At 68.9% G+C, this 26,409-nt stretch carries 22 protein-coding genes; 9 read left to right on the top strand and 13 right to left on the bottom strand.

What is annotated here, in order from left to right; genetic code table 11:
- Window positions 1–146: 146 nt before the first annotated feature.
- The 9 genes from EJJ38_RS15715 to EJJ38_RS15675 all read right to left on the bottom strand — a co-directional run bounded on the left by EJJ38_RS15715 (window position 147) and on the right by EJJ38_RS15675 (window position 11,132).
- Window positions 147–2,033: a BatD family protein gene (locus tag EJJ38_RS15715; protein WP_127091055.1), complete on the bottom strand. Its 1,887-nt coding sequence runs from the start codon at window positions 2,031–2,033 to the stop codon at window positions 147–149.
- Window positions 2,030–4,084, bottom strand: a complete 2,055-nt coding sequence (locus EJJ38_RS15710; RefSeq protein ID WP_127091054.1) for a VWA domain-containing protein — start codon at window positions 4,082–4,084, stop codon at window positions 2,030–2,032. The genes EJJ38_RS15715 and EJJ38_RS15710 overlap by 4 nt, the downstream gene beginning before the upstream one ends.
- Window positions 4,081–5,109, bottom strand: coding sequence for a VWA domain-containing protein (locus EJJ38_RS15705; RefSeq protein ID WP_127091053.1), 1,029 nt, complete (start codon window positions 5,107–5,109; stop codon window positions 4,081–4,083). Before EJJ38_RS15705 ends, EJJ38_RS15710 begins: the two co-directional genes overlap by 4 nt.
- Entirely contained in the window at window positions 5,106–5,591 is a 486-nt protein-coding gene (locus EJJ38_RS15700) for a DUF4381 domain-containing protein (RefSeq protein WP_127091052.1), read from the bottom strand. The genes EJJ38_RS15705 and EJJ38_RS15700 overlap by 4 nt, the downstream gene beginning before the upstream one ends.
- Window positions 5,588–6,553 carry a DUF58 domain-containing protein gene (locus EJJ38_RS15695; RefSeq protein WP_127091051.1) on the bottom strand — a complete coding sequence of 322 codons (966 nt, stop codon included), beginning with the start codon at window positions 6,551–6,553 and terminating at the stop codon, window positions 5,588–5,590. Before EJJ38_RS15695 ends, EJJ38_RS15700 begins: the two co-directional genes overlap by 4 nt.
- A 22-nt stretch (window positions 6,554–6,575) precedes the next feature.
- Window positions 6,576–7,496 carry an AAA family ATPase gene (locus EJJ38_RS15690; RefSeq protein ID WP_205666191.1) on the bottom strand — a complete coding sequence of 307 codons (921 nt, stop codon included), beginning with the start codon at window positions 7,494–7,496 and terminating at the stop codon, window positions 6,576–6,578.
- A 274-nt stretch (window positions 7,497–7,770) separates the two neighbouring features.
- A complete protein-coding gene (locus EJJ38_RS15685) occupies window positions 7,771–9,252 on the bottom strand; it encodes a methyl-accepting chemotaxis protein (protein WP_127091049.1) in 1,482 nt (493 codons plus the stop codon).
- A gap of 150 nt (window positions 9,253–9,402) precedes the next feature.
- The gene (locus EJJ38_RS15680) at window positions 9,403–10,704 is read right to left on the bottom strand and encodes a multidrug effflux MFS transporter (protein ID WP_245454275.1); all 1,302 of its coding nucleotides are present in this window, start codon (window positions 10,702–10,704) and stop codon (window positions 9,403–9,405) included.
- Window positions 10,705–10,712: 8 nt separating this feature from the next.
- Window positions 10,713–11,132 (bottom strand): MarR family winged helix-turn-helix transcriptional regulator, encoded by a 420-nt coding sequence (locus EJJ38_RS15675; RefSeq protein ID WP_245454274.1) that lies wholly within the window; start codon window positions 11,130–11,132, stop codon window positions 10,713–10,715.
- A gap of 173 nt (window positions 11,133–11,305) precedes the next feature.
- Here EJJ38_RS15675 and EJJ38_RS15670 point away from each other — a divergent pair, with 173 nt between their 5' ends.
- From EJJ38_RS15670 to EJJ38_RS15640, 7 genes are all read left to right on the top strand, one after another.
- On the top strand, window positions 11,306–13,003 hold the full coding sequence (locus EJJ38_RS15670) for a sensor domain-containing diguanylate cyclase (RefSeq protein WP_127091046.1): 1,698 nt from the start codon (window positions 11,306–11,308) through the stop codon (window positions 13,001–13,003).
- Window positions 13,004–13,245: 242 nt separating this feature from the next.
- Complete coding sequence (locus EJJ38_RS15665; RefSeq protein ID WP_127091045.1) at window positions 13,246–13,977, top strand: GntR family transcriptional regulator; 732 nt, start codon at window positions 13,246–13,248, stop codon at window positions 13,975–13,977.
- A 113-nt stretch (window positions 13,978–14,090) separates the two neighbouring features.
- Window positions 14,091–15,791 (top strand): diguanylate cyclase, encoded by a 1,701-nt coding sequence (locus EJJ38_RS15660; protein ID WP_245454273.1) that lies wholly within the window; start codon window positions 14,091–14,093, stop codon window positions 15,789–15,791.
- A gap of 132 nt (window positions 15,792–15,923) precedes the next feature.
- Complete coding sequence (gene ugpB / locus EJJ38_RS15655; protein WP_127091043.1) at window positions 15,924–17,267, top strand: sn-glycerol-3-phosphate ABC transporter substrate-binding protein UgpB; 1,344 nt, start codon at window positions 15,924–15,926, stop codon at window positions 17,265–17,267.
- A gap of 15 nt (window positions 17,268–17,282) precedes the next feature.
- Window positions 17,283–18,170, top strand: a complete 888-nt coding sequence (locus EJJ38_RS15650) for an ABC transporter permease subunit (protein ID WP_127091042.1) — start codon at window positions 17,283–17,285, stop codon at window positions 18,168–18,170.
- A complete protein-coding gene (gene ugpE / locus EJJ38_RS15645; RefSeq protein WP_127091041.1) occupies window positions 18,167–19,000 on the top strand; it encodes a sn-glycerol-3-phosphate ABC transporter permease UgpE in 834 nt (277 codons plus the stop codon). The genes EJJ38_RS15650 and ugpE overlap by 4 nt, the downstream gene beginning before the upstream one ends.
- The gene (locus EJJ38_RS15640; protein ID WP_127091040.1) at window positions 18,997–20,067 is read left to right on the top strand and encodes an ABC transporter ATP-binding protein; all 1,071 of its coding nucleotides are present in this window, start codon (window positions 18,997–18,999) and stop codon (window positions 20,065–20,067) included. Before ugpE ends, EJJ38_RS15640 begins: the two co-directional genes overlap by 4 nt.
- Before the next feature lie 28 nt (window positions 20,068–20,095).
- Here EJJ38_RS15640 and hemW read toward each other — a convergent pair whose 3' ends face one another.
- From hemW to rph, 3 genes are all read right to left on the bottom strand, one after another.
- On the bottom strand, window positions 20,096–21,274 hold the full coding sequence (hemW, locus tag EJJ38_RS15635; protein ID WP_127091039.1) for a radical SAM family heme chaperone HemW: 1,179 nt from the start codon (window positions 21,272–21,274) through the stop codon (window positions 20,096–20,098).
- An 86-nt stretch (window positions 21,275–21,360) separates the two neighbouring features.
- On the bottom strand, window positions 21,361–22,041 hold the full coding sequence (gene rdgB, locus EJJ38_RS15630) for an RdgB/HAM1 family non-canonical purine NTP pyrophosphatase (protein WP_127091038.1): 681 nt from the start codon (window positions 22,039–22,041) through the stop codon (window positions 21,361–21,363).
- Entirely contained in the window at window positions 22,041–22,754 is a 714-nt protein-coding gene (gene rph, locus EJJ38_RS15625) for a ribonuclease PH (protein WP_127091037.1), read from the bottom strand. Before rph ends, rdgB begins: the two co-directional genes overlap by 1 nt.
- A gap of 251 nt (window positions 22,755–23,005) precedes the next feature.
- Between rph and hrcA the strand changes: the two genes are divergently transcribed.
- On the top strand, window positions 23,006–24,106 hold the full coding sequence (gene hrcA / locus EJJ38_RS15620; RefSeq protein WP_127091036.1) for a heat-inducible transcriptional repressor HrcA: 1,101 nt from the start codon (window positions 23,006–23,008) through the stop codon (window positions 24,104–24,106).
- Window positions 24,107–24,198: 92 nt separating this feature from the next.
- A complete protein-coding gene (gene grpE / locus EJJ38_RS15615; protein WP_127091035.1) occupies window positions 24,199–24,816 on the top strand; it encodes a nucleotide exchange factor GrpE in 618 nt (205 codons plus the stop codon).
- 312 nt (window positions 24,817–25,128) lie between these two features.
- On the opposite strand, the gene dnaJ is transcribed toward grpE, so the two are convergent.
- Window positions 25,129–26,286, bottom strand: a complete 1,158-nt coding sequence (gene dnaJ / locus EJJ38_RS15610) for a molecular chaperone DnaJ (RefSeq protein ID WP_127091034.1) — start codon at window positions 26,284–26,286, stop codon at window positions 25,129–25,131.
- Window positions 26,287–26,409: the final 123 nt, after the last annotated feature.

The following is a 26,409-nucleotide window of genomic DNA, read 5'->3' as shown; positions in this document are numbered from 1 at the left end:
TTTCGGTCCCGCCCCCGGCCCCGGTCGCGCGGGCGCGCCGGGAGATACAAATTCAGTGGATGCGTGAAGACGAGAGGCGCTCAACGCGGCTTGAACGCGGCGTCGCGAGGAGCGCCGCCGCCGAACTGCGCCCTGTAAAGGCCGCCTCAGCCTTCGGGATAAAGCGGCGCGAGCCGCGCACCAGGAGCAGCCTTATCGCTGCGCGCCGCCTGCTTCTGCGCCGCCTTCCAGGCCGCGAGGAAATGCGCGCCACGCCAGGGGGCGGCGGGGGCGCCGTAGAGATGGGCCTGCAACTCCGCGACGGCAGCGACCAGGGCGGGCGCGTCATCGGAGGGCCCGATGCCGATCCGCCGGGCGCCGTTGGACGGCGCCGCGCGCCGCCAGGCGAGATAGGCGGCATGCGCCCTGTGGGGATCGTTGGCCTTGCAGGCCGCCGCGAGGTTGCGGGCCGCGGCTTCCGCGGTGACGGCGCCAAGGCGGCCGAAGGCGGGCCGGGGCGCCCGGCGACCTGTGGCGCGCCCGTGGCGCCGCCAAAGGAGGATGAGGACAATCCCCACAAGCGCCGCGACCACGACGCCAGCCATCCAGGGACCGTGGGCCGCCAGGAGCCCGCGCGCCGTGCCGAGGCTCTGTGTGATCAGCGCGGCCGCCCTGGCGGCGAGCCCGGCCGCCATTGCCGCCGTGCCGTCTGACGGGGGCGGGGCGAGGGGCGTCTGAGGGGTTTGCTCGCCGGCGGAGGGGGCGGAGATGGTCTGGGCGGCCTGCGGCGTCGCGCTCGGTGCCGGGGCGGCGGAGGGCGCGGCGGCGACGGTGAAGGTCACGGCCGGCAGGGTGGTGGAATCCTGCGCCTTCTTGACCGTGTTCCACCAGCCGATGGTGATGGCGGGCAGGGTGACGGTGCCCGCCTGAGTGGGCACCACCGAGATGGTCTTGAGCAGCGTGGCGCCGGGCTCGCCCGCGATCATGTTGGTCTCGGTGCGGCTGTCTTCCTGATATTGCCGCACGCCCGGCACGTCCGGGATGGTGAGGGGCGGCAATTGGTTGGGGCTCGCGCCCACCGCGTCCACGGTGATGACGCGGGTCAGGGTCTCGCCCACCTTCGCCCTGGACAAAGCGGGCGACCACTGTTCGGTGATGGCGACGCTGCGGGCGGGGAGGAACCAGCCCTGGGCCGAAGCGGGGCGCGCCAGCACCTCCACCTTTATGGGGGCGGAATGGAGCGTGACGTCCTGCCCGCGCGTCAGGCCGCCGTCGAGCCACGGCATGGGCACATTGCCCCGGCCCAGCAGGCGCGCCATCTCGGACGGCATGGGCGCATCCACGGGAACCGGGATGTTGGCCTTCAGCGACACCGGCTCGATCTCGATGGTGCCGCTGCGCTGGGGCGTCATCACATAGGTCTGCTCGACCACGCGGTAGCGCGTCTTGCCGATGGTCTTCAGATAGCTGTCCTGCTGCCCGTCCTCGCGGAAGCTCGCCCCGTCCGCGCGGATCTGGCTGATGGAGCCGCTGCGCATGCCCAGGCTGTCAAAGATGCGCACATGGACGGGAATTTCGCCCTGCGCATAGACAGCGCCGGGCGCCACCTCCACCTCCACGAAGAGCGGCTTGGTCTCGCCCTTTGCGGCGGCGGGCGCAGGGGCCGGGGCGCTCGCCTGGATGCGGATCGGCTCGGAACTCGCGCCGCTGATATTGATGGCGGGAATGGTGAGGGCGCCGGTGCGCCGGGGCGCCAGGGTGAGCACCCAGTCGTTCACCACGGTGCGCCGGCCGTCCACCGTCACCGGCCGGCTGCCGCGGCGGCGGTCCACGATGTTGAAATCGGCGGCGAGGCCCGTGAGGTCGGGCGGGCTGGTGCTGTCGCCGCCCGCCAGGGAGAGCACCAGAGTGAGGGTTTCGCCCATCTCCACCTGCGTGCGGTCCACGGTGGCGGTGAGGGTTGCCGCCCATGCCGCAGGGGCGGCCAGCAACATCGCGGCCGGAGCCGCCAGCAGAACCAGCAGGAACAGGAGCGCGCGCACGGTCCGGATCATCGCGGGTCCTCCACGGTGGGAACCACGGTGCCGCTATAATAGCTGCGGATGCGTGCGCGCAGCAGCCCGGTCGGGTCGTCCGGCACCATGCGCAGCGTCTGCTCGCGGTTCTGGTCCTGCTCGGTCATGGGGCGGACCGCCATGCCGTCCGGCGGTGGGGGCTCGTCCTTCGGCGCCTCGGGCTTCGCCTGCTGCGGGGGCGGCGCAGGCTGGGCCGGTTCCTGCTTGGCAGGCTCGGGCTTTGCGGGCTCGGGCTTGGCCTGCTCCTGTTTCGCGGGATCAGGCTTGGCCGGGTCAGGCTTGGCCGGGTCAGGCTTGGCCGGATCAGGTTTGGGCGCCTGCGGCTGCGGATTCTGTCCCTTCTGATCCTGCGGCTTCTGGTCCTGAGGCTTCTGGTCCTGGGGCTTCTGGTCCTGGGGCTTCTGCTCCTGCGGCTTGTCGCCGGAAGACGCCGGGTCAGGCTGCTTCTGCTGATCCTGCTTTTGCGGGTCCTTGGGCTTGTCGTCAGGCTTGCCCTGGTCGGGTTTCTGCTGCCCCTGGTCCGGCTTCTGCTGATTTTGCTGGTTCTGGTTCTTGTCCTGGTTTTGGTTCTGCTGCTGCTGCTGCTGCTGCTGCTGCTGCTGCTGCTGCTGTTCCAATGCCTTCAGGACGATCTCGCGATTGAACGCGGCGTCTTCGTCCTTGGGATTGATCTTCAGCGCCTCGTCATAGGCCGCCACCGCCTCGCGCAACTGCCCGGCGCGGGCCAGCGCGTTGCCGCGATTGTAGTGGTCGCCCGCTATGCCGCCATAGGCAGTCGCCGCCTTCTGGTAATCGCCGCCTTTATAGAGCGCGCTCGCCTTCCAGGCGGGGTTCTCGAAGGTGGTGGCGGCGCCAGCATAGTCGCCGTCCCGGAAGCTGTCGGCGCCGCGCTGGTCCGGCGTCTGCCACAACTCGCGCCAGGCAAGGCCGGAGGCCGGGTCGGCGGGCATCTCTTGAGACTGCGCCTGCTGCGCCCGCGCCGCCGAAGGCGTGCCGAGCCCGCCCAGCAGGAGAGCGAGAGGCAAGGCCGCGAGCCAGCCCCGGCGGAAGGCGAGGGAGGCGAGCACCGCCACCGCCAACACCAGATAGGGACCGAGATCCACCCATTCATCGGCCGTGAGGCCGTTATTCTGGAACGCCGATTGCGGGCCGCCGGCGGTGTGCGCCAGTACCGTGTCCAGGTCCGAGGCATCGGTGGAGAGGGGTACGAAGCGTCCCCCGCCCGTTGCGGCCACCTCTTCCAGGCGCCCGGCATCGAGGCGGGTGGTGCGCGCCACGCCGTCACGCCCGCGTATGGGCTGGCCCTGGAAGTCCAGCAGCGGAACCGGCTTGCTGCCGCCCACCCCGATCACCTGAACCGTATAGCCCTCCTGCGCGGCGAGGCGCGCGGCGGCGACCGTGCGGTCCGGCACGTCGCCCGCTCCATCGGTCACGAGCACGATGCGCCCGGTGGGGGCGCCGATATTCTTCAGAAGCTGTGTCGCCTCCTGCAGGCCCAGGTCCGGCCGGTCACTCAGAACCGGCATCAGGTCGGTGGCGATCTCCGGCAGCATCTGGGCGATCACCCGCCCGTCTTCCGTGAGGGGCGCGGCGACGAAGGACGCGCCCGCATAGATGACGAGGCCAACTTGCCCGCCCTTGATGCGCCGCAGGATGTCTTCCACCTTGTGCCGCGCTGCCACCATGCGGCTGGGATTCTGGTCCGTGGCGTTCATGGACTGGGCAAGGCTCAGCACCACCACGGTGGGGTCGATCCGGTCCAGAGCGGGCACCGCCACCTTCTCCCAGGCAGGCCCCGCCGCCGCCAGCGCCGCCAGCGTCCAGCCGAGCAGAAGTACCCAGGCGGGCCAGCGGCGGCTGCCAGCGCGCTCGCGCACCGCCAGGTGGCGCAGCAGATGCGCGTCCACCCGTCCGCGCCAGTCGTCCTGTCCCCGTCCCATGCGGCGTGCCAGAAGCAGCGCCAAGGCGAGGCCGGGCAGGATGGCCAGCAGCCATTCGGGCCGCAGGAAATGGAAGTCGGCGGGGATCACGGGCGCGCTCCCTCACCGGCAGCGCCCTGCACGGGCCGCGCGCCACGGCTGAAGCGCGGCAGGGCCTGCCCGATGCCGAACACCAAGGCGAGGACGAGCGATGCGCCGAGCGGCCACTGGAACAGGGAAACGGTGGGGCTGAGATAGCGCGGCTCCCCGGCGCTCGGCTCCATGCGGTTGATGTCCGCATAGATGCGCGCCAGCCCCGCCGTGTCGCGGGCGCGGAAATAGCGTCCGCCGGTCATTTCCGCGATCTTGGCGAGCGTGCCCTCGTCGAGGTCGGCGGACGGATTGACGACGCGCTGGCCGCTGGCGAGGCGGTCCGCGCCCACGCCGATGGTGTAGATCTTCACATGCTCCTGCTGGGCGGCTTCCGCCGCCGCCAGCGGCTCCAGCACGCCCGCCGTATTGGCGCCGTCGGTGAGCAGAACCAGCACGCGCTGCTCGGCCGGACGCTCACGGAGGATCTTCACCGCCAGCCCGATGGCGTCGCCGATGGCGGTCTCCTGGCCGGTGAGGCCGATGGAGGAGGAGCCGAGCAGGTTGCGCACCACGTTGCGGTCGAAGGTGAGGGGTGCCTGCACATAGGCGCGGCTGGAGAACAGGATCAGGCCCACCCGGTCGCCCTGGCGGCTGGCGATGAAGGCGTCCGCCACCGCCTTCACCACGGACAAACGGTCCGTGGGCTGGCCGTCCTGCGCGAAGTCCTTGCGCGCCATGGAGCCGGAGAGGTCCACCGCCAGCATCATGTCGCGCCCTTCCACGGGCAGCGGCACCGGGCGGCCCACATAAGCCGGGCGCGCCGCTGCGCACACCAGCAGCAGCCAGATCAACGTCAGCACCAGCAGCCGAAACAGGCGGCCCCGCCTGTTTCCGATGGTGAGGAAGCCGGAGGCCTGCATCTCGCCGAAGAAGGGCACGCGCAGCGCCCCGGCGCGCGGCGTGCGCGCGGCGGGCACCAGCCAGCGCACCAAGAGGGGAAGGGGGAGGAGGGCGAAGGCCCAGAGCCACTGGAACTCGATCATGCGTTGCCCCGGATCCAGCGGCCCACGGCGGCGGTGAGTTCCCCCCGGTCCACGCCGTCCGCGCCCGGTGCGCCGGGCGGCAGATAGGGCGCGGTGGCGAGAAAGGCGGCCATGTCCGGCGGCAAGGCGTTCTTGCCGTCCTCCAGAACCTCCTGCCACGCCGGGCCGGTGAGGGCGGCCGCTGCCGCCTTGTCCATGCGGGAGAGCAGGACGCGCCGCATGAGCAGGGCCCCTGCCGCGGCAAGCGCGCGGCTGTCCGGCAGGGTGGCCGTGTCCGCCGACAAGGCCCGCCATTGCCGGGAGACACGATAGGACAGCGTCTGGCGGCGGCGATATTCCACGGCCGCCGCCACGATGGCGAGCAGCAGGATGATGCCCGCCAGCATCCACCAGCCCGGCGCCGGGGGCCAGAAGGAGACGGCATCCGGAAGGCGGATGTCGCGCAGGCCCTCCAGCGGATCGGGCGTTCCGGCGGGGGTCATTCGGCCGCCTCCAGACGCGCGCCGCCCTTGGAGCCGGGGGACTTACCGCGCGGCGAGAACAGGTCCGCCGGATCGGTGCCGGTCTCCAGCAGGCGCAGGGTCATGCCGCGCTTGTGGGCCATGTCCGCCAGTGTCTCCTGCCGCTCGACGAAGCGCTGGGCATAGGCGTCGCGGGTCTTCGTGCCGTCCGCGTCCAGGAAGCCGACCGCGCGCCCGTCACTCACGCGAAACCGCCCGCGCTCGGGCATCTCGGCTTCCAGCCGGTCGAACACCAGGATGTTGGCCACCTGGCAATGGAGCGAGATGCGGCCCAGCTCCCGCAAGGCGGCCTCATCGAAATCATGGAAGTCGCTCAGCACGAAGGCCTGCGTGCCCGGGCGGCTCACCTGCCGCAGATTGCCCAGCGCGTCCGACAGGGTCGGCTCGGCTTTTGGCGGGGGATCGGCGATGCCCTCGGCGGTGGCGTCCGCGATCGCCTTCACGAAGCCGAGGACCTGGGCGCGGCTGCGCTGGGGGCGGAAGGAGGTGATGGCGAAGGGGGTGAGGATGACGCCGCCCACCCGGTCGCCGGCGTCCAGCGACATCCAGCAGGCCATGGCGGCGGCCCGCGCGGCCAGAACCGACTTGAAGCTGACACGGGTGCCGAAGCGCATATGGCTGCGCAGGTCGATGAGGATCAGGACCGGCCGTTCGCGCTCTTCCTGGAACAGCTTGGTGTGCGGGCGCCCGGTGCGCGCCGTCACGCGCCAGTCGATGGTGCGCACATCGTCGCCCGGCTGGTAGGCGCGGACCTCGTCGAACTCCATGCCGCGCCCGCGCGCCGCCGAACGGTGGCCGCCCAGCATCTGGCTGCGGGCCTTCGGCGCGCGCACGCCCTTGCCGCCGGGATGCGGGCGCGCGGCGGCGAGGTCCGCGAACCGCGCGACCACGCCTTCCCATTCATCGTCCGGCAATGCGGCCATGGCGAGCCTCTTCCGCGCCGTCTCAGCTCACCGGCACGCGGGCGAGCAGCGCATCGATGAAGCGGTCGGAGGTCACGCCGTCCGCCTGACCCTCGAAGGTCATGAGGATGCGGTGCCGCAGGACCGGTTTGATGATGGCCTGCACATCCTCCGGCACCACATAGTCGCGCCCGCGCAGCCAGGCGAGGGCGCGGGCGGTGCGGTCGAGCGCGATGGTGCCGCGCGGGGAGGCCCCGAAGGAGACCAGCCCCTCCAGGTCGCGCCCATAGCGCTGGGGCGCGCGGGTCGCGGCCACGAGCTGGAGGATATATTCCTCCACCGCGTCCGACATATAGGTGGCGAGCGCCTCGCGCCGCGCGGCGAAGATCACCGCCTGGGACACGCGCTCGGAGAAACCGGCCGGCTCGCCCATGGCCTCGCCGCGCACCAGGCGCAGGATCTGCCGCTCGGCGGCAAGGTCGGGATAGTCGATCTTCACATGCAGCAGGAACCGGTCGAGCTGCGCCTCGGGCAGGGGATAGGTGCCTTCCTGCTCGATGGGGTTCTGGGTGGCCATGACGAGGAACAGGTCGGGCAGGGGATGGGTCTTGCCGCCCACCGTCACCTGCCGCTCGGCCATGGCCTCCAGCAGCGCCGCCTGCACCTTGGCCGGTGCGCGGTTGATCTCGTCCGCCAGGATGAAATTGTGGAACACCGGGCCGCGCTGGAAGCGGAAGCTGCCGTCCTCGGGCCGGTAGATGTCGGTGCCGGTGAGGTCGGACGGCAGCAGGTCCGGCGTGAACTGGATGCGCTGCTCGTCGCACTGGATGGCGCGGGACAGCGCCTTGATGGCCTTGGTCTTGGCAAGGCCGGGCGCGCCTTCCACCAGCAGATGCCCATCCGCGAGCACGGCCAGCAGCAGAAGGTCCACGAAATCGGACTGCCCGACGATGCAGGCATTCATATAGGTCGCAAGCCGCTCAAAGGCGCGACGGGTCAGGTCGCGCGACGCGGGGGGCGCGGCGGCATGCGCTGGCGTGGCGTGTGCCGAGGCTGCGTGGGCCAGGGCGGCGTGGGCCAGGGCGGCGTCGGAGGTCGGGGTCATCAGGCGGCGTTCCAGAACTCGTTCCAAGACGGGCTGGGAGCATTCTATAACCGAGCGCTGCGCTGCAACGAACGCCTATCAGATGACTTTTCGTTAATGTGTAGCCGGCGGCGCTTGGTCGCAGCCGGTGTCGCTATGTGACGGCGGCCGATGCCTCCCGCACGCTCTGCGTGGAGGCCTGCACCTGATTGGCGGAATTGGCGATGGCCGCCACGCTCTGCTTGACGCTCTCCACCCCGCCCGCGGCGACCTGCATGTTGCCCGCCACTTCGCGCGTCACCGCCGCCTGTTCCTCCACGGCGGAGGCGATGATGGTGGAGATCTTGTCCAGTTCCGACACATGACCGCTGATGGAGCCAAGAGCCTTTGCCGCCTGCTCGGCCGCCTGCTGCACGGCCTGGACCTGGGCCGAGATATCGCTGGTGGCCTTGGCGGTCTGCCCCGCGAGGCTCTTCACCTCGGTGGCCACCACGGAGAAACCGCGCCCGGCCTCTCCGGCGCGGGCGGCCTCGATGGTGGCGTTGAGCGCCAGAAGATTGGTCTGTCCGGCGATGGAGGTGATCAGTTCCACCACCGCGCCGATCTTCTGGGCGGCGGCGATCAGTTCGTTCACGATCGCGTTGGTGCGCTCGCCATCCGCCACGGCATTGCGCGCGACGGTGCTGGATTGGCGCACCTGACGGCTGATTTCGTCCACGGAGGCAGCCAGCTGTTCCGCGCCGGCGGCGACCGACTGGACATTTCCGGCCGTCTGGTCCGCTGCGGCGGAGGCGGATGCCGCTTGAAGCGTGGTCTCGCTAAGATCCCGTGCGATGGCCTGAAGGTCCGCGTCGATGCGCCTGTGGGCCTCCGCCCGACGCTGGCGCCGCCCGACGACGGCGGTGACATCGGTGGCGAACTTCACCACCTTGAACGTCTCCCCGCTGTCGTCGGTGATGGGGGTATAGATGGCCTGGAGCCAGATTTCGCGACCGCCCTTGCCGATCCGCCGGAACTCCCCCGCCTGATACTCACCCCGGTTGAGAGCCGCCCAGAAGGCCTGGTAGGCTTTCGGGTCATTCTCGGCAGGGTCGAGAAACACGCTGTGGTGGCGGCCCTTGATCTCATCCAGCGCATAGCCGGTGGCGGCGAGGAAAGTCTGGTTCGCGTCCGTGATGAGGCCGTCCAGGGTGAAGTGAATGACCGCCTGGGACTTGGAGATGGCATCCACCATACCCCCGGTTTCGGCGCTGCGGAGCACGTCCCCGGTGATGTCGGATGCGAATTTGACCACCTTGTAGACGCGCCCGCTGCCATCCTTGATGGGGCTGTAGGTGGCCTGCAGCCAGACGGGTCGGCCGCCCTTGGCGAAGCGCTTGAAGGTGGCCACATGGGGCGTGCCCGCCGCCAGATCCCGCCACAGGGAAAGGTATTCCGGGTCGGAATGGTGGGCGGGGTCAACGAAGATGCGGTGATGCTGCCCGCGCACCTCGTCGAGGCTGTAGCCGACGACCTTCAGGAAATTCTCGTTGGCATCGACAATCTGGCCTCCTGGCGTGAACTCGATGATCGCGAGAGAGCGATGGAGAGCCTCAAGGGTCTGGGTCGCGTCTGATCCCCGCCGGAACTCGAACATGTCGGCCGATCCCGTATCAAATGTTGCCAAAGAAGCTGTGTAGGTTCGATTAGGTGGCGAACCTTGCTTCAGGCTTGTACGGGTAGCGGGTGCCGTAGATCACATAGTTTATTAGAATTTTTCTAAAATATGGACGGGCCGCGTCCGGCCTCAGGCGGACTTGCGATACATTCCCGCCTCGATCTCCTCGCCGGCCGCACCGATGAGGCCCGCGGGGTCGGCGGCGATCTCGACATCCGCCGGGTCGATCTCCACGACGGTGTCCGGCGAGATCAGGCTTTCAGGCCGCGGGCGCAGCAGGGCATAGCTCGCCGCCGCGATCACGCCCATGGCGGGAACCACCACGGACAGGGCGATGGCCGGATCGGGGAACAGGCTCGCCACCGCCGAGCCGGTGAAACCGCCGCCGATCTGGAGGCAGCCCATGAGCGCGGCGGCGGAACCGGCCATGGTGGGAAAGCCCGACAAGGCGGTGGTGGTGCAGCCCGGGATCACCATGGACATGCCGAAGGCCAGGATGGCGACGGGCATCATCACCGACAGGAAACTGGTCTCGGCGAAGAAGGGCAGCACCGCCAGTAGGCCCGCCGCCACCAGTCCGAGCACCGTGCCCATGGGAATGAGCTTGTTGGCGTCCATGCGGCGCATGAGCCGGGCGGAGAAGATGGTGCCCAGAATGAAGGAGCCGGTCTGGCAGATCATGCCGAGGCCGAATTCCGTGGGCGTCATCCGCACCTTCTCGATGAGCACGAAGGGCAGGATGGAGGCGAGCGTATAGATGCCGCCAACCCCGAAGCCGATGAGCAGGCTGACCCGCATGAAGCCGGGATCGCGCAGCAGGTGCCCGTAATTGCGCAGGATCTGCCGAGGGCGCGCCTGAGCGGGGTCGGCACCCGGATTGGTCTCCGGCACGCCGAACATGAGCAGGCCGAGCACCATGACGCCCCAGAGAACCATGACATAGAAGAGCGGCTGCCAGCCCACGAGGCCGAGAATGAGCCCGCCCACCGAGGGCGCGAGCGCGGGCCCCACCGCCTGGATGGAGCCGATGAGGTTGAGGATGCGGGAGGAGGACTGACCTGTGAACTGATCGCGCACGATGGCCCGCGCGATGGCGGGGCCCGCGGCGACGCCGATGCCCTGCAGGGCGCGGCCGGCGATCAGCCAGTGGATCTCGGTGGACATGGCGGCCACCACGCTGCCGAACACATAGAGCGCGAAGAAGCCGATGGCGGTCGGCCGCCGTCCGAAGGCGTCGGACAGGGGGCCGCACACGAGCTGCGAAAAGGCGAAGCCGGCGAAATAGACGCTGAGCGTCAGCTTCATCACCGCCGGGGTGGTGCCGAAGGCTTCGGTGAGCATCGGCATGGCGGGCGTGTAGAGCGACATGCTCATGGGGCCGAGAACGATGGTGGCCGCACCGACGAGCGCGGTGCGGGTCTCGGACATCATGGGACTTGTCAGGCGTCGGCTTTGGTCGTCTGGCATAGGTTTTTTCGGATGAGCGTAAGGGCCATCCGGAAAGCGTCGCGCTCGGTTTCCCCGAGGCCCTTGAGCGCTTCTTCCCGGGCGATGGCCGCCGCGGCATTCACCCGCTCCAGCAGTGGCGCGGCGGCTTCGGTCAGCCGGATGATCTTGGCGCGCCGGTCCGTGGGGTCGGTGTCCCGCACCACGAGGCCCTGCGCCTCCAGCCGGTCCAGAAAGCCGACGAGCGTCATGGGCTCCACGTTCATCCGCACCGCCAGGGCAGTCTGGCGGAGGCCCGGATTGATATTGACGTGCGCAAGGGTCCGCGCCTCGCCCGCCGTGATCCCGAGGCCGGCCTGCTCAAACGCCTGGTCGATACGGGCGCGGTAGAGCCGGGCCGCATCAACGAGCATGAATCCGAGAGGAGGTTCAATCATTTCAGTGATCCATATCTTATGCATGCCTTATAATCAAGAACTCAATACATCTAGCCGGCAAATTCCCGTCCGGCCAGTCTTTGACACGCGACGGCCGCGCACGCCTCGTGGCAGAGTGCGCCGGGTGATCCGCAGGAGGTTCGGAAATCGTGCTTGAGGCCCTCCAAAGCCGCATCCACCGCATCCAGGACCGGATGTCCGTGGCGCGGCAGATGAGCATCGCCATGGCCCTGGTGTCGCTCGCAGGAATTGCCGCGCTCGCCATCGTGTCCGCCAGTCTGTCCCGCACCGAGATGATCCGGCGGATCACGACCGATGTCACGCTTTCGGCACAGATGGTGGCCACGCAGCTCGACGACGAGATGTTCGAGCGGTATGCGGACATCCGGCAACTCGCCACCATGTCCCCGCTCTCCACCCTCTGGACCGGCGACCCGGCCGCCGTGCGCATCGCCCTCGACCAGTTGCGCGACGCGCTTCCTACCTATGCCTGGATCGGCTTTGCGGCACCGGACGGCACGGTGATCGCCGCCACCGGGAGCCTGCTGGAAGGGGTTTCCGTGGCGCAGCGGCCCTGGTTCACGGGGGCGCTGGCAGGCCCCTTCGTGGGCGATGTGCACGAGGCGCTGCTCCTGGCTAAGCATTTGGGTCTCTCCCGCACGGGCGAGCCCATGCGATTCGTGGACGTGGCCTTTCCCATCCGCAATGCGGGCGGCCAGCTTGTGGGCGTGCTCGGGGCCCATCTCGGCTTCGATTGGGCGGAGGACCTGCGGCGTGGTGCCCTCCAGGGCTCGCAGGACAAGGAGATCTGGGTGCTGGGCAGCGACGGGGCGGTGCTGCTGGGGCCGCGCCAGGCCACCCCGCTCTTTGCCCCCGAGCGGGTGGCGCAGATGACGCGCACCAAGGCCGGCGCCTTCGAGGAAAAGCGCGGGGGCAAGGATACCCTCACGGCTTATGCCGTGGCGGACGGGAAGGGGGACTATCCGGGCCTGGGATGGATCGTGGTGGCCCAGCAGGATGCCTCGGTGGCCTTCGCGATTCCCACCCGCCTCGGCGCCACCATCCTCGCCATCGGCATGGTGGTGATGCTGGTGAGCGTGCTCCTGACCATCTGGGTGTCGCGGCGCCTCTCGCGCCCGCTGGCGGCGCTGACCCAGGCGGCGGGCGAGATCGGCCGCAATCCGCAGGTGACCATGCTGCCCCGCCTGCGCGGCTCGCTGGAGGTCATCCAGGTCTCCGGCTCCCTGCGGGCGCTGATCCGGCGCCTCGGCAGCGTCGAGTTGCGGTTCGAGGAGCATGCGCAGCGCTACGAGGAGGACCTCGCCGCTTTGCGCCGGCTCGCCGACAGCGATCCGCTGACGGGGCTCATGAACCGCCGGTCCTTCCTCTCGGTGGCCGAGACGGCGCTCCAGGGCACGCGCAGCAGCGACCGGCTGGGCATCCTCATGGGCGATATCGATCACTTCAAATTGGTGAACGACACCTATGGACATGCGGCGGGCGACGCGGTCATCCGCTTCGTGGCCGCCACCATCGCCGCCTCCCTGCGCCTCCAGGACCGGGTGGCGCGCTTCGGCGGCGAGGAGTTCGTGGTGCTGCTGCTGGACGTGACCGAGGCCGAGACCGTCGCGCTCGCGGAGCGCATCCGCCTCGCCATCGCCGAAAGCCCCGTTATGTTCGAGGACCACGCCATCCGCGTAAGCATGAGCTTCGGGGTGGCCTTGGTGAACCGTGGGGATCCGGACGTGGATGCGGTCATCGAGCGCGCGGACTTCGCCCTCTATGAAGCCAAGACCACCGGACGCAACCGGGTCGCCCTTGCCAACAGCGTCGCGAAGGTCGCCTGAGCCGAGCGCCATCCGCATTATTACGATAGATTGCACGCTGGCATGCCCTGCTGCTTGATCGTAGCGGGCCGCCTCCGTTATGACTTTGATGTCGTTGTCGTCTTTTTTCTGTTGCGCGTTGGCCGCGATTTTTCTCGCACGCGGCCTTTTGGTTCCGGCCGCCCTGCGTGCCGGGTGGATCATTTCAGCTTCCGGCCCTGCGCGGCGCGTTTTGGGTCCAGGAATGAATTGCGAAGGTTTCCATGGCTGTGCGGCACTCCATCAAGCTCATTGAAGAAATCGCGGATCAGATCAAGGCGAAGATATTGTCCGGCTCCTATCTGCCCGGTGAGCGCCTGAAGCAGGAGCGCCTGGCTGAGGAATTCGGTGTCAGCCGCACGCCCATTCGCGAGGCCCTGTCCCGCCTGGAGGCGCAGGGCCTGGTGTCACAGCCCCTGCGGCGCAGCGCGGTGGTCACCAAGCCGTCCCTGCGCGATGTGGCCGAGAGCTTCCAGGTGCGGGCGGAACTGGAAGGGCTGACGGCGCGCCTCGCGGTGGATGGCATGTCGGACGTGGACGTGACGCGCCTGCGGACCATGGTGGACAAGTGGCGCACCAAGCTGGAGCCCGCCGCGAGCGGGGGCGGTGGCCGTGCGCTCAGCGGCCGGCAGCGGGCGTGGCGCCGCTTCGAGGCGGATTTCCATGCCGCTGTGAGCCTCGCCGCCGGCAACCGCAATCTGGACCGGGTGATCCAGGACCTCATGAGCGGTGCCGTGGGTGCGGTGGTCACCGCCTCGGTGTCCGGCATGGACGGGCCGCGCATGCAGGATCACCTGGAGCGGCACAGCGCCATTCTCGACGCCATACAGAACCGCAACCCGGAAGGCGCCCGGGCGGCCATGGTGGCGGATGTGGAGGCCATGGGCGCCCACGTCTTGAAGTGGTATCAAAATATGGATGCCCTGGGGATACCGTCACAAAACGGATCTTTTTGAGGGATGGCTACAACTTTTGGTAGTCGTTTGTGACGGCTTGCACGATTCCCCTTGATTCCGATGTCCTTTAGGTTTCTTCTGACGCCGCATTGGGCAGGTGGGAAGCGTGCAAAGTGGTCGGGCAAGATCAGTATGCGTTCTTTGCGCGCTTATTGGATACGATCGATATCGGGTTTTGCCTGTTTGATTCCGAAGATCGTGCCGTCCTCTGGAATGCCGCCTTTCTGCGCTTCTTCCCCGAGCACGCCGCCGACATCGCTCCCGGCGAACCCTATCGGGAAAATCTGAGGCGCTTCTTCAGTATAAGGCTTCCTCCCGCTGAGCAGGGGCGGATCGAAACCTTGATCGACGAGGCGGTGGACCGGCACCGCACGCAGTCGCGCCCCTTCACCTTTCTCCATCGCGGCCGCCGCCTGCGTGTGACATCCCTCACCACGCCCTCGGGAGGCCGCCTGCGGGTCTGGCAGGACCTTGCGCCGGATACGGGCGGCAGCGAGGCGGCGGCCTCGTGGGAGACCTTCCCCATCGATCTGCTGGACCATATCGCGGACGGCGCCACCGTCATCGACCAGGACGACAAGATCGTTGCCGCCAACCGGGAATTCCGGGCCCTCTATGACGTGCCCGACGGGCGCTCCGTCATCGGCGCCACCCTTGCGGAAGTGGTGCGCGATGCGTGGGAGGGGACGGGCGGGCCCGCAAGCGCGTGGCCGCCGGAGCGTGCCTCCAGCCTGCACACCATATTGGGGCCGTTCGAGATCGAGCTTCCCGGCGGGCAGTGGCGGCGCATCAGCGCGCGGCCGCTCGCCAACGGCTCCGGCTATTTCAGCCATGCGGACATCACGGTCCTCAAGCACCAGCAGCAGGAGCTTCTGGCCGCCGAGCGGCGCGCCCGGGAGGGCGAGTACCGCTATCGCCTGCTGGCCGAGAATTCCAACGACGTCATCATCGCCATGGCGGCGGACCTCACCATCCGCTTCGTGTCCCCGGCCGTGCGGGCCGTGCTGGGCTGGTCGCCGGAAGACCTGACGGGCGCCCCCCTCACCGACTTCATCCATGCGGACGCCCTCACCGCCTTCACGCCGGAGCGCGGCACGGTGGGCGCGGAGAGCCGCCACGCCACCTTCACCTGCCAGATGCGCACCTGCTCCGGCCAATGGGTGTGGATGGAGGCCTCCCTCGGCCTGTTGCCGGAGGTCTCGGCGGACGAGGGCGCCATCGCCATGGTGTGCAGCCTGCGCGACGTGACCGAGCGGGTGCGGGCGGAGCGGGCGCTGAAGCTCGCCCATGACGAACTGTCCTCCATGGCCGCCACGGATGCGCTGACCGGCGTCGCCAACCGGCGCCGCTTCGACACCGTGTTCGAGCTGGAATGGCGCCGCGCCGCCCGTGATCGGCACGGCATCTGCCTGATGCTCATCGACGTCGATCACTTCAAGGCGGTGAACGATTTGCATGGGCATGTGATCGGCGACGAGTGCCTGCGCCGGGTGGCCGGGCTGGTGCGCGCCAATGTCCACCGCCCCGGCGATCTCGTGGCCCGCTATGGCGGCGAGGAATTCGCCGTGCTGCTGCCCAGCACGCCCGCGCCCGGCTCCCTCGCCATCGCCGAGAAGATCCGCGCCAGCATGGCGCTGGAGGACTGGTCGCGCATCAGCCCGGACCTGCCGTGCCTGACCGTGAGCATCGGCCTGTGCTGCGTGAGCCGGGCGGAGGAGGTGAGCATGGCGGAGATGCTGCGCCGCGCGGACGAGGCCCTCTACCGTGCCAAGAACGGGGGACGGGACCGCTACGAAATCTATGAGGTGAGCTGAGCGCCTGTGGGCCTGGCACCGGGAGCATGGATCGTTTCATGAAACTGTGAGCGAATGACGCAAGGATGGAGCCGCCGCATGCTCCAGCCGATTTCGAGACAAGCGGGACGTTTTCCGGGAAGGACGCCTGACATGAACCGCCGCCATCTCCTGTTGGGTTCGGCCGCCCTTGCCGCGGCGGGGGCGCTCGGCCTACCCGCCGCCCGGGCCCAAAGCGGGTCTGGCGTTCTCACTATCTGGCACGCCATGTCGGGCGCGCTGGGGGACGAGGTGAACAAGGTCTGCGCGGCCTTCAATGCCGCCCAAGGCGCGGTGCGTGTCGAGCCGATCTTCAAGGGCAATTACACCGAGACCATGACCGCCGCCGTCGCCGCCTTCCGCGCGGGGCAGGCCCCCCATCTGGTCCAGGTGTTCGAAGTGGGCACGGGCTCCATGCTGGGCGCGGGCGCGGCGGTGCGCCAGGCTTGGCAGTTGGCGGAGGAGAGCGGCCATCCCATCGATCCCGCCGTCTATGTGGAGGCGGTGCGCGGCTATTACAGCCTGCCGGACGGGCGCATGGCCTCCACCCCGTTCAATTCCTCCACCCCGGTCACCTGGATCAATGCGACGCTGTTCGAGCGCGCGGGGCTCGATCCGTCGAAGCCACCCGCCACCTGGGAAGAGGTGGTGGCCGCGGGCACGGCGCTGAAGGCCAAGGCGGGCGCGAAGGTGCCGGTGAGCACGGCGTGGCCGAGCTGGATCCTGATGGAGAATTACGGCGCCATCCACGATCTGCCTTATGCCACCAAGGCCAACGGCTTCGAGGGGCTGGACGCGGAGCTGGTGTTCAACACGCCCCCTTACGTGAAGCAGATCCAGCGCCTGCTGGACATGGCGAAGGACGGCACCTTCGTCTATGCGGGGCGCGGCGCGAGCGGCGATCAGGTGTTCCCGGCAGGCGATTGCGGCATGTCCTTCAACTCGTCCGGCGCCCGGGCGGGCTTCGTGCGCGACGCCAAATTCCCCTTCAAGGCGGTCCTGCTGCCCTATGACCCGCAGGTGAAGGCCGCGCCAAATAATTCCATCATCGGCGGTGCCAGCCTCTGGGCCATGACCGCGCCGAGCCGCACCCCCGCCGAATATGCCGCCGCTGCCGCCTTTCTGCGCTTTCTCGCCGAGCCGAAGACCGATGCCCGCTGGGCGGAGGCGACCGGCTATGTGCCCGTGACCCATGGCGGCGGCGACGTGCTGAAGGCGGAAGGCTTCTATGCCCGCAACCCCGATGCCGAGATCCCGGTTCAGCAATTGAAGCGCGGCACGGTGACGGTGAATTCCAAGGGTCTGCGGCTCGGCCGCCTGCCGGAAATCCGCACCATCCTGGAAGAAGAGCTTGAAGCGGCGCTCCAGGGCCGGCAGAGCGCGCAGACCGCCCTTGATTCCGCGGTGGCGCGGGGCAACAAGGTGTTGCGGGACTTTGAGAGGTCCATGCGCGGATGAGCCGCCGGGAGTGAGATGAGCGAACGGCGCACCGTCTTTCCGGGAACCGCCCTTCCGGTGCTGCTTCTGGCGCCGCAATTGCTGCTCACCGCCGTCTTCTTCCTGTGGCCCGCCTTCGGCGCGCTCACCGCCTCGGTCCAGCGCTCCGATCCGTTCGGCATCTCCACCACCTTCGTGGGGCTGGAGAATTTCGCCGATCTGCTGGCCGATCCCCTCTATCTGGCGGCGGTGTGGCGCACGCTGGTGTTCTGCGCGGCGGTGAGCCTGCTCTCCATGGGTGCGGCCCTGCTCCTGGCTTTGTGCGCGGACGGTGTGGTGCGCGGGCGGGTCTTCTATCGCACGGCGCTCATCTGGCCCTATGCGGTGGCGCCCGTGGTCTCCGCCGCCGTCTGGCTGCTGATGCTGCATCCGCAGATCGGCTGGCTGACGCCCGCCTTGGAGGCCCTGGGCATCGCGTGGAATTATCGCCTGGACGATACCCAGGCCATGCTCCTCGTCATCCTCGCCTCGGCCTGGAAGCAGGTGAGCTACAATTTCATCTTCTTCCTGGCCGGGCTGCAGGCCATCCCCGCCAACGTGGTGGAGGCGGCGCGCATGGACGGGGCGGGGCCGGTCCGGCGCTTCGCGACCATCCTGTTCCCGCTGCTGGCGCCCACCATCGGCTTCCTGCTGACCGTGAACATCGCCTATTCCGCCTTCGAGACCTTCGGCACCATCGAGGCCCTGACCCAGGGCGGGCCGGGCCAGGCGACGCAGACCCTCATGGTGAAGGTCTATCGCGACGGGGTGGTCAATCTGGACCTCGGCGCCTCCTCCGCCCAGTCGGTGGTGCTGATGGCGGGCACCATGGGTCTCATCCTCCTCCAGGCCCGGCTCATGCGGCGACGGGGCGACGCATCATGAGCACCGGCCGCGTCCTCACCCATCTCGTCCTTGCGCTGGGCGTGCTCCTGTTCCTGTTTCCGGTCTGGCTGGTCTTTGCCGCTTCCACCCAGGAGGCTGCGGCCATCAGCCGGGGGGAACTGAGCCTCCTCCCGCGCCTGGAAGGGCTCGCCATCTATCCCCAGGTGCTCGCAGGCACGGGGGAGGGCGCGCAGCACGGCGCGGTGTGGCGCATGCTGGGGGTCAGCTTCGCCATGGCGCTGGGCATCGCGGCGGGCAAGCTCGTGGTCTCGCTGCTGGCGGCCTATGCGGTGGCCTTCTTCCGCTTTCCGCTGCGCATGGCGGGCTTCTGGCTCATCTTCCTCACCCTTATGCTGCCGGTGGAGGTGCGCATCATCCCCACTTTCGAGGTGGTGGCGGATTTCGGCCTCATCAACACGTTCGGCGGGCTGGTCCTGCCGCTGGTGGCCTCCGCCACGGCGACGCTCCTCTACCGCCAGACCTTCCTGCTCCTGCCGGACGAACTGGTGGAGGCGGCGCGCATGGACGGGGCCGGCCCGCTGCGCTTCCTGCGCGACATGGCCATTCCCTTGTCCGCGCCCAACACGGCGGCTTTGTTCGTCATCCTGTTCGTCTATGGGTGGAACCAGTATCTGTGGCCGTTGATCGCGGTCACCGATCCCGGCCTCCAGACCATCATGGTGGGGATCGTGCGGATGATCGGCATTGAGGGGCAGACCTATTGGAACCGTGTCATGGCCACCGCCATGCTGGCCATGGTGCCGCCGGTCCTGGTGGTTCTGGCCATGCAGCGCTGGTTCGTGAAGGGCCTGTCGGAGGGCGGGGCATGAGCGCGCGCCTGGAGCTGTCCGGCCTCGCCAAGGATTTCGGCCGCACCCGCGTGCTGGCAGGCATCGACCTGACGGTGGAGCCGGGGGAGATGCTGGTGATCGTGGGGGCCTCGGGCTGCGGCAAGTCCACCTTGCTGCGCCTCGTGGCGGGGCTGGAGGCGGGGGGGGCGGGGCGGGTTCTGCTGGATGGGCGGGACATTACCGGCCTCGACCCCGCCGCGCGGGACATGGCCATGGTGTTCCAGAATTACGCCCTCTATCCGCATATGAGCGTGTTCGACAACATGGCCTACGGCCTGCGCATCCGGGGCCTCAGCCGTGCCGAGCTGCAGGCCCGCGTGGCGGCGACGGCGGAGCTGCTGGGCCTGTCCGCGCTGCTCGATCGCAAGCCGCGCCAATTGTCCGGCGGGCAGCGCCAGCGCGTGGCCATGGGGCGGGCCATCGTGCGCGAGCCGCGCCTGTTCCTGTTCGACGAGCCGCTCTCCAATCTCGACGCGACGCTGCGCCTCGCCATGCGGGTGGAGATACGGCGGCTCCAGAAGCGGCTCGGCACCACCAGCCTCTATGTGACCCATGACCAGACCGAAGCCATGACCCTGGGCGACCGCCTGCTGGTGATGCATGAGGGCAAGCCGGTGCAACTGGCGCCGCCGCTGGAGGTCTATCACCGCCCCGCAAATACCTATGTTGCCGGCTTCATCGGCGCGCCGCCCATGAATTTCCTGCCCGCCACCCTGGCCGGGGATGGATCAGCGGCATGCCTTGAGGGCGGCCATGTCCTTGCCTTCGCGGACGGGCGCCGCGCGGGTGGGGAAGGGCGCGCGCTGACGCTGGGCATCCGGCCGGAGCATGTGGAGGTGGTGGCCGAGGGCCTCCCACTCACTGTGGACCTTGCCGAGCCGCTGGGGGCCGAGACCATCCTCATCGGCCGCCTGCCGGACGGGCGGCTGCTCTCGGTGCGCGTTCCCGGCGAGATGCCGGTGCCGGAGCGCCTTCATGTGCGCCTGCCCGCGCGCCATCTGCATGTCTTCGACGCGGCGAGCGGGCTGCGGCTGGAGCCCATCTGACGGGCCCTGGGGGTGCCGCTGGCGTGCTTCAGCGCGCCAGTTCGGCGATCACCGCATTCAGCACGGGGAAACCCTCCGGCAGCACTCGCAGCCGGTCGCCGGAGCGTTCCACCAGCCCCTCGTCCGCAAGGGCGGCGATGCGGGCGGGATCGATGGGGCGGCCCGCGAGGCGGGCATGGCGGGGAAGGTCGATGCCCTCCGCGAGGCGCAGCCCCATGAGCAGCAGTTCGTCCCCCTGGGTGAACGTGTCCAGCATCTCCTGTGAGACCATGCCGTGTCCCTCGGCCTCCACCGCCTGGAGCCAGCGCTCCGGCTGGCGCTCCGTGAAGGTGGCGCGGCGCTCCGCGCCCGCCGTGAGGCGGCCATGGGCGCCGGGTCCGACACCCGCATAGGTGCCGTAGCGCCAATAGACGAGGTTGTGGCGCGCTTCCGCGCCGGGCCGCGCATGGTTGGAGATCTCATAGGCCGGCAGCCCGGCCGCGCCCATCACCTCCTGCGTCACGTCCCACAAGGCGCGGGCATGGTCGTCGTCGGGAATGATCAGCTTGCCCGCCGAATAGAGCCGCTCATAGGCGGTGCCGGGCTCGATGGTGAGCTGGTAGAGCGAATAATGATCGCAGCCCTCGTCCAGCGCGCGGGCGAGTTCCCGCGCCCAGCTTTCCGGCGTCTGGCGCGGGCGGGCATAGATGAGGTCGAACGAGACGCGGCCGAAGGTGGCCCGGGCGATGGACACCGCCGCCAGCGCTTCCGCCACCGAATGCGTGCGCCCGAGCGATTTCAGGTCCCGCTCCTCCAGGGCCTGGACGCCCAGGGAGAGGCGGTTGACGCCCGCCGTGCGGTAGCCGCGAAAGCGCTCCGCCTCAACGCTGGTGGGGTTGGCTTCGAGCGTGATTTCCGCATCCGCCGCGATCGGCCATGCGGTGTTGATGGCCTCCAGGATGGCGGCCACCGTCGCGGGCTCCATCAAAGAGGGGGTGCCGCCCCCGAAGAACACGGTCTGCGCCTCCGCAGGCCCGTGGAGGTCGCGCATATGGGCGATCTCGCGCCGGAAGGCGGCGACGAAGCGCGCCTGGTCCGGGGCCTCGTGCCGCACATGGCTGTTGAAGTCGCAATAGGGGCATTTGGCGAGGCAGAAGGGCCAATGCACATAGACCCCGAACCCGCCTTCGGTCTGCGCCGGCCGGAGCGAGGGGGTGTCCGGGCGCACGGTCGCAGCCTTTTGGCCCTCCCAATCCTCTCTCCCTTGCAGGAGAGGGGCGGGGAGGGGGCCGGGCGCCGGATGAAGGCCGATGGTCAAGCCTCCTGGCCTTCCGCCGCCTGGCCGTGAGCCTTTTGGCCCTGCGCTTCCAGGCAGGCGGCCGAAAGCAGGCGGAACGCCCGCGCGCGGTGGGAGAGGCCGCGCCCCAGCGGGGGCATGGCGTGCTTTTCTTCCGCCGACATCTCGCCGAACGAGCGGGTGAAGCCCTCGGGCACGAACATGGGATCGTAGCCGAAGCCCTTGGTGCCGCGCGGCGGCCAAACCAGGGTTCCAGCTACCGTGCCCTCGAACTCCTCCACATGGCCGTCCGGCCAGGCGAGGCAGAGCACGCTCACGAACTTCGCCTTGCGCTTCTCCGCGGAGAGCGCATCCACGGTGATCAGAAGGGCCTGGACATTCTCCATGGCCATCTGGAAGTCCTTCTCCGGACCGCCCCAGCGCGCGGAATAGATGCCGGGCTGGCCGCCCAGCGCATCCACGCACAGGCCGCTATCGTCCGCGAAGGCGGGCATCTGCGCGGCATTCGCCGCCGCCTGCGCCTTGATCAGCGCATTGGCGGAGAAGGTGGTGCCGGTCTCCTCCGGCTCCGGCAGGCCGAGTTCGCCTGCCGACACCGCCTCGATGCCGTAAGGAGCAAGCAGGTCCTGCATCTCCTTCAGCTTGCCGGGATTATGGGTGGCGATGACGACCCGGCCGGTGAGGCGGCGATGCTCCATCAAGCGATGGCCTGCTTCTGCAGCGCCACCAGCTGTTCCACGCCGCCCCGCGCCAGGGAGAGCAGGCTGAGCAGCTCGTCCTGGGTGAAGGGGGTCTTTTCCGCCGTGCCCTGGATCTCCACGATGCCGCCCGTGCCGGTCATGACGAAATTGGCGTCGGTCTCCGCATTGCTGTCCTCGGCATAGTCGAGGTCGAGCACCGGCTTGCCGTTATGGATGCCGCAGGAGATGGCGGCCACATGGTCGCGCAGCGGGATTTCCTTCACCATGGAGCGCGCGCGCATCCAGGAGAGGCAGTCGTGCAGCGCCACCCAGGCGCCGGTGATGGCGGCGGTGCGGGTGCCGCCGTCCGCCTGGATCACGTCGCAGTCGAGCGTGATCTGGCGTTCGCCCAGGCCCACGAGATCCGTAACCGAGCGCAGGGAGCGGCCGATGAGGCGCTGGATTTCCTGGGTGCGGCCGGACTGCTTGCCTTGCGTCGCTTCGCGGCGGGTGCGCTCCAGCGTGGCGCGCGGCAGCATGGAATATTCCGCCGTCACCCAACCCCGGCCCTGGCCCTTCAGCCACGGGGGCAGGCGCTCTTCGAGGGTGGCGGCCACGAGAACGTGGGTATCGCCGAACTTGACGAGGCAAGAACCCTCGGCATGGCGCAGCACGCCCCGTTCAAAGGAAACGGCACGCATTTCGTCGCTCGCGCGGCGGCTGGGGCGCATTCGTCTGGTCCAATCCGTTGTAAAGCCGGCGCCGTTTTAGGAGCGGGGAGGCGCAGGGGCAAGGGGCGTGTCCGCACACCGTCACGGAATGTTCACGCAGCTTCGTGGTCTGCCATGTGCACGCGCCATCTTTCGGATAGCGCCATCTCCCCTAATATAAGGGTGTCGGGCGCACCGCAGCGCCGGCGCCCGCGCCGAACGTACCATGTGGAACGTGCCCTTCGGAATGCGTGCCTGCCGGAACGACGCCCGTGCCCCTCAATCCGCTGATCTTCCCCTCGTCCGCCGCCCTCGCCCAGATTGATGAGCGCTCGCGCGAGATTTTCCGGCAGATCGTGGAGAGCTATCTGGCCACCGGCGAGCCGGTGGGCTCGCGCAACATCTCGCGACTTATCCCCATGACGCTGTCGCCCGCCTCGGTGCGGAACGTGATGGCGGACCTGGAGGCGGCGGGCCTCATCTATGCCCCCCACACCAGCGCCGGGCGCCTGCCCACCGAGCAGGGGCTGCGCTTCTTCGTGGATGCGCTGCTGGAGATTGGCGATGTCTCCGAGCGCGACCGCACCTCCATCGAGACCCAGGTGGTTGCCGCCGCCAAGGGCTATACGGTGGACGGCGTGCTGCAGGAGGCGTCCGCGCTGCTCTCGGGCCTGTCGCGCGGCGCGGGCGTGGTGACGGCGCTGAAGACCGATCCGCGCCTCAAGCATGTGGAATTCGTGCCGCTGGATGCGCGCCGCGCCTTGGTGATCCTCGTGTCCGAGGACGGGCAGGTGGAGAATCGCGTCCTGCCGCTGCCCACCGGCCTTCCGGCGTCCGCTCTGGTGGAGGCGGGCAATTTCCTCAACGCCCATATCCGGGGCCGGACCCTCGCCGAGGCGCGGGCCGCCGCCGAGACCCTGCTCACCGAGGTGCGCCGCGAGCTGGACGCGCTCACCGCCCGCGTGGTGGAAGCGGGGCTCGCCTCCTGGTCCGGCGGCGACCAGGCGGAGCGCCGCCTCATCGTGCGCGGCCAGGCCAAGCTCCTGGAGGATTTGCGGGCGCTGGAGGATCTGGAGCGCATCCGCCTGCTGTTCGACGACCTGGAGACCAAGCAGGAGGTGGTGGACCTTCTGGGCCGGGCGGAAGAGGCGCAGAGCATGCGCATCTTCATCGGCTCCGAGAATCGCCTGTTCTCGCTTTCGGGCTCCTCCACCATCGTCGCCCCCTATCGCGACGGGCAGGGACGGGTGGTGGGCGTGCTGGGGGTGATCGGCCCGACGCGGCTCAATTACGGCCGTATCGTACCCATGGTGGACTTCACCGCGCGGGTGGTGAGCCGGGTTCTGGGCGCCCCAGGTGCCGATGCGGCTTGATTTTTGCCCCTCGCACCCCGATATCCGGGGCGAAATCATGACGCGCCCGATCGCAGAGCGGGGCGCGCGACTGGACCAATGAGGATGATGGCATGAACGACAAGGCTGGCAGCCCGGAAGGCATCCATCCGGAGCAGGCCCCGGACAGCGCCGAGAAGCGGGAAGTGGACATGGCCGAGGCCTTCCAGGCCGAGCGTGAGCGCCTGGAGGCGGAAGCCGCGTCCATGAAGGACAAGTTCCTGCGCGCCTTCGCCGAGGCGGAGAATGTGCGCCGCCGGGCCGAGAAGGAAGTGACCGACGCCAAGACCTATGGCATCGCTTCGTTCGCGCGCGACGTGCTGAACGTGGCCGATGATCTGGCCCGCGCCCTGGGCGCGGTGGAGCCGGAAGCCAGGGAACAGGCCGAGGGCGGCTTCAAGTCGCTGCTGGACGGCCTGGAACTGACCGAGCGCGGCCTGCACAAGGCGCTGGAAAAGCACGGCATCCGCCGCATCGAGCCGAAGGGTGAGCGCTTCGATCCGAACCTGCATCAGGCCATGTTCGAGATTCCGGACGAGAGCGTCCCCGCGGGCACGGTGCTCCAGGTGGTCCAGTCCGGTTATGTGATCGGCGATCGCGTTCTGCGCCCCGCCATGGTCGGTGTCTCCCGTGGCGGTCCCAAGGTGGCCCGTGAGGCGAAGGCCGAGGGTCACGAGATCAATAACGGCTGACCCGCCGGGCGGCGCTTCGGCGCTGCCTCTTTCCGCCGCGCAGTCGTTTCCGCCGTTCCAGCCCTCCGCCACATGCGGGGGGCTTTTGCATTTGTGGGGTCCGGGGCATCCGCATGGATCGGATGAAGAGGGCTGATCGACCTTCAGAAAGCGAGCCCAATCAACGCTTTCCATCCGTTATGCCCGGGCTTGCCCCGGGTATACACGGCGATCCGTCGAGCGAGCACCCAGCGGAGCCCCGTGGATGGCCGGGACGAGCCCGGCCATGACGGCCTTACGGTCAGGCGCGGATTTACCCAATGTCGATCCGGCCTAGGTCTCGTTGCCCGAGGCACCCTGGAAGAAGTCTTTCACCTTGGCGAAGAAGCCGTCGGATTCCGGGTGGGTCTCCGAGGAGCATTCCTTCTCGAACTCGGTGAGAAGCTCTCGCTGGCGCTTGGTGAGGTTCTGCGGCGTCTCCACCACCACCTGCACATACATGTCGCCGGAATTGCGGGTGCGCAGCACCGGCATACCCTTGCCCGCAAGGCGCAGGCGCTTGCCGGACTGGGTGCCCTCGGGAATGCGCACCTTGGTCTGGTCGCCGTCGATGGTGGGCACGTCCACCATGCCGCCCAGCGCCGCCGTCACCATGGAGATGGGCGCGCGGCAATAGAGGTCCGCGCCTTCCCGCTGGAACAGGGGATGGGGCTCGATGGACAGGAAGATGTAGAGGTCGCCCGCCGGTCCCCCCCGCACGCCCGCCTCGCCCTCGCCCCCGAGCCGGATGCGGGTGCCGTCCTCCACGCCCGCCGGCACCTGCACCTGCAGGGTGCGCTCGCGGGTGACGCGGCCCGCGCCCGCGCAGGCGGTGCAGGGGTCCTCGATCATGGAGCCGCGCCCCTGGCAGGCCGGGCAGGTGCGCTCCAGGGTGAAGAAGCCCTGGGCATGGCGGATCTTGCCCGCCCCGCCGCAGGTGCGGCAGACCTTGGGCTGGGTGCCCGGCTTGGCGCCGGTGCCCGAGCAGCTTTCGCACACGATGGAGGTGGGGATGCGGATCTCGGCCGCCTTGCCCGCAAAGGCCTCCTCCAGGGTGATTTCCATGTTGTAGCGCAGGTCCGAGCCGCGCCCGCGCCCGCCCTGGGTGGCGCCGCCCCGGCCGCCGCGCCCGCCCATCTGGCCGCCGAACAGATCGTCGAAAATGTCCGCGAAGGTGGAGGCGAAATCGGCGCCGAAGCCGGGGCCGCCCGCGCCGCCCATGCCGTTCTCGAACGCCGCATGGCCGAAGCGATCATAGGCCGCGCGCTTCTGGGGATCCTTCAGGACCTCATAGGCTTCGCTGACTTCCTTGAAGCGGATCTCCGCCTCGCCATTGCCCTGGTTGCGGTCCGGGTGCCATTTCATGGCGAGCTTGCGGTACGACGCCTTCAGCACCGTCTCGTCGGCACCGCGGTCACATTCCAGAACCTCGTAATAGTCCCGCTTGCTCATCGCTCACCCGTAGGGCCGCGGCGGTCCGGCGGCCGGAATGCGGGGGGCGCCCAAGGGACGCCGGCCCGATTGTCATGGTCCCAATGCGCATGATCCCCGGGGATTACCCGGGGATCATGGTGT

The organism is Aquabacter cavernae (assembly GCF_003993795.1).
Taxonomy (GTDB): Bacteria; Pseudomonadota; Alphaproteobacteria; order Rhizobiales; family Xanthobacteraceae; genus Aquabacter; species Aquabacter cavernae.
The sequence above is the reverse complement of the archived record's forward strand: the minus strand, read 5'-3'. Positions and strand labels throughout refer to the sequence as shown.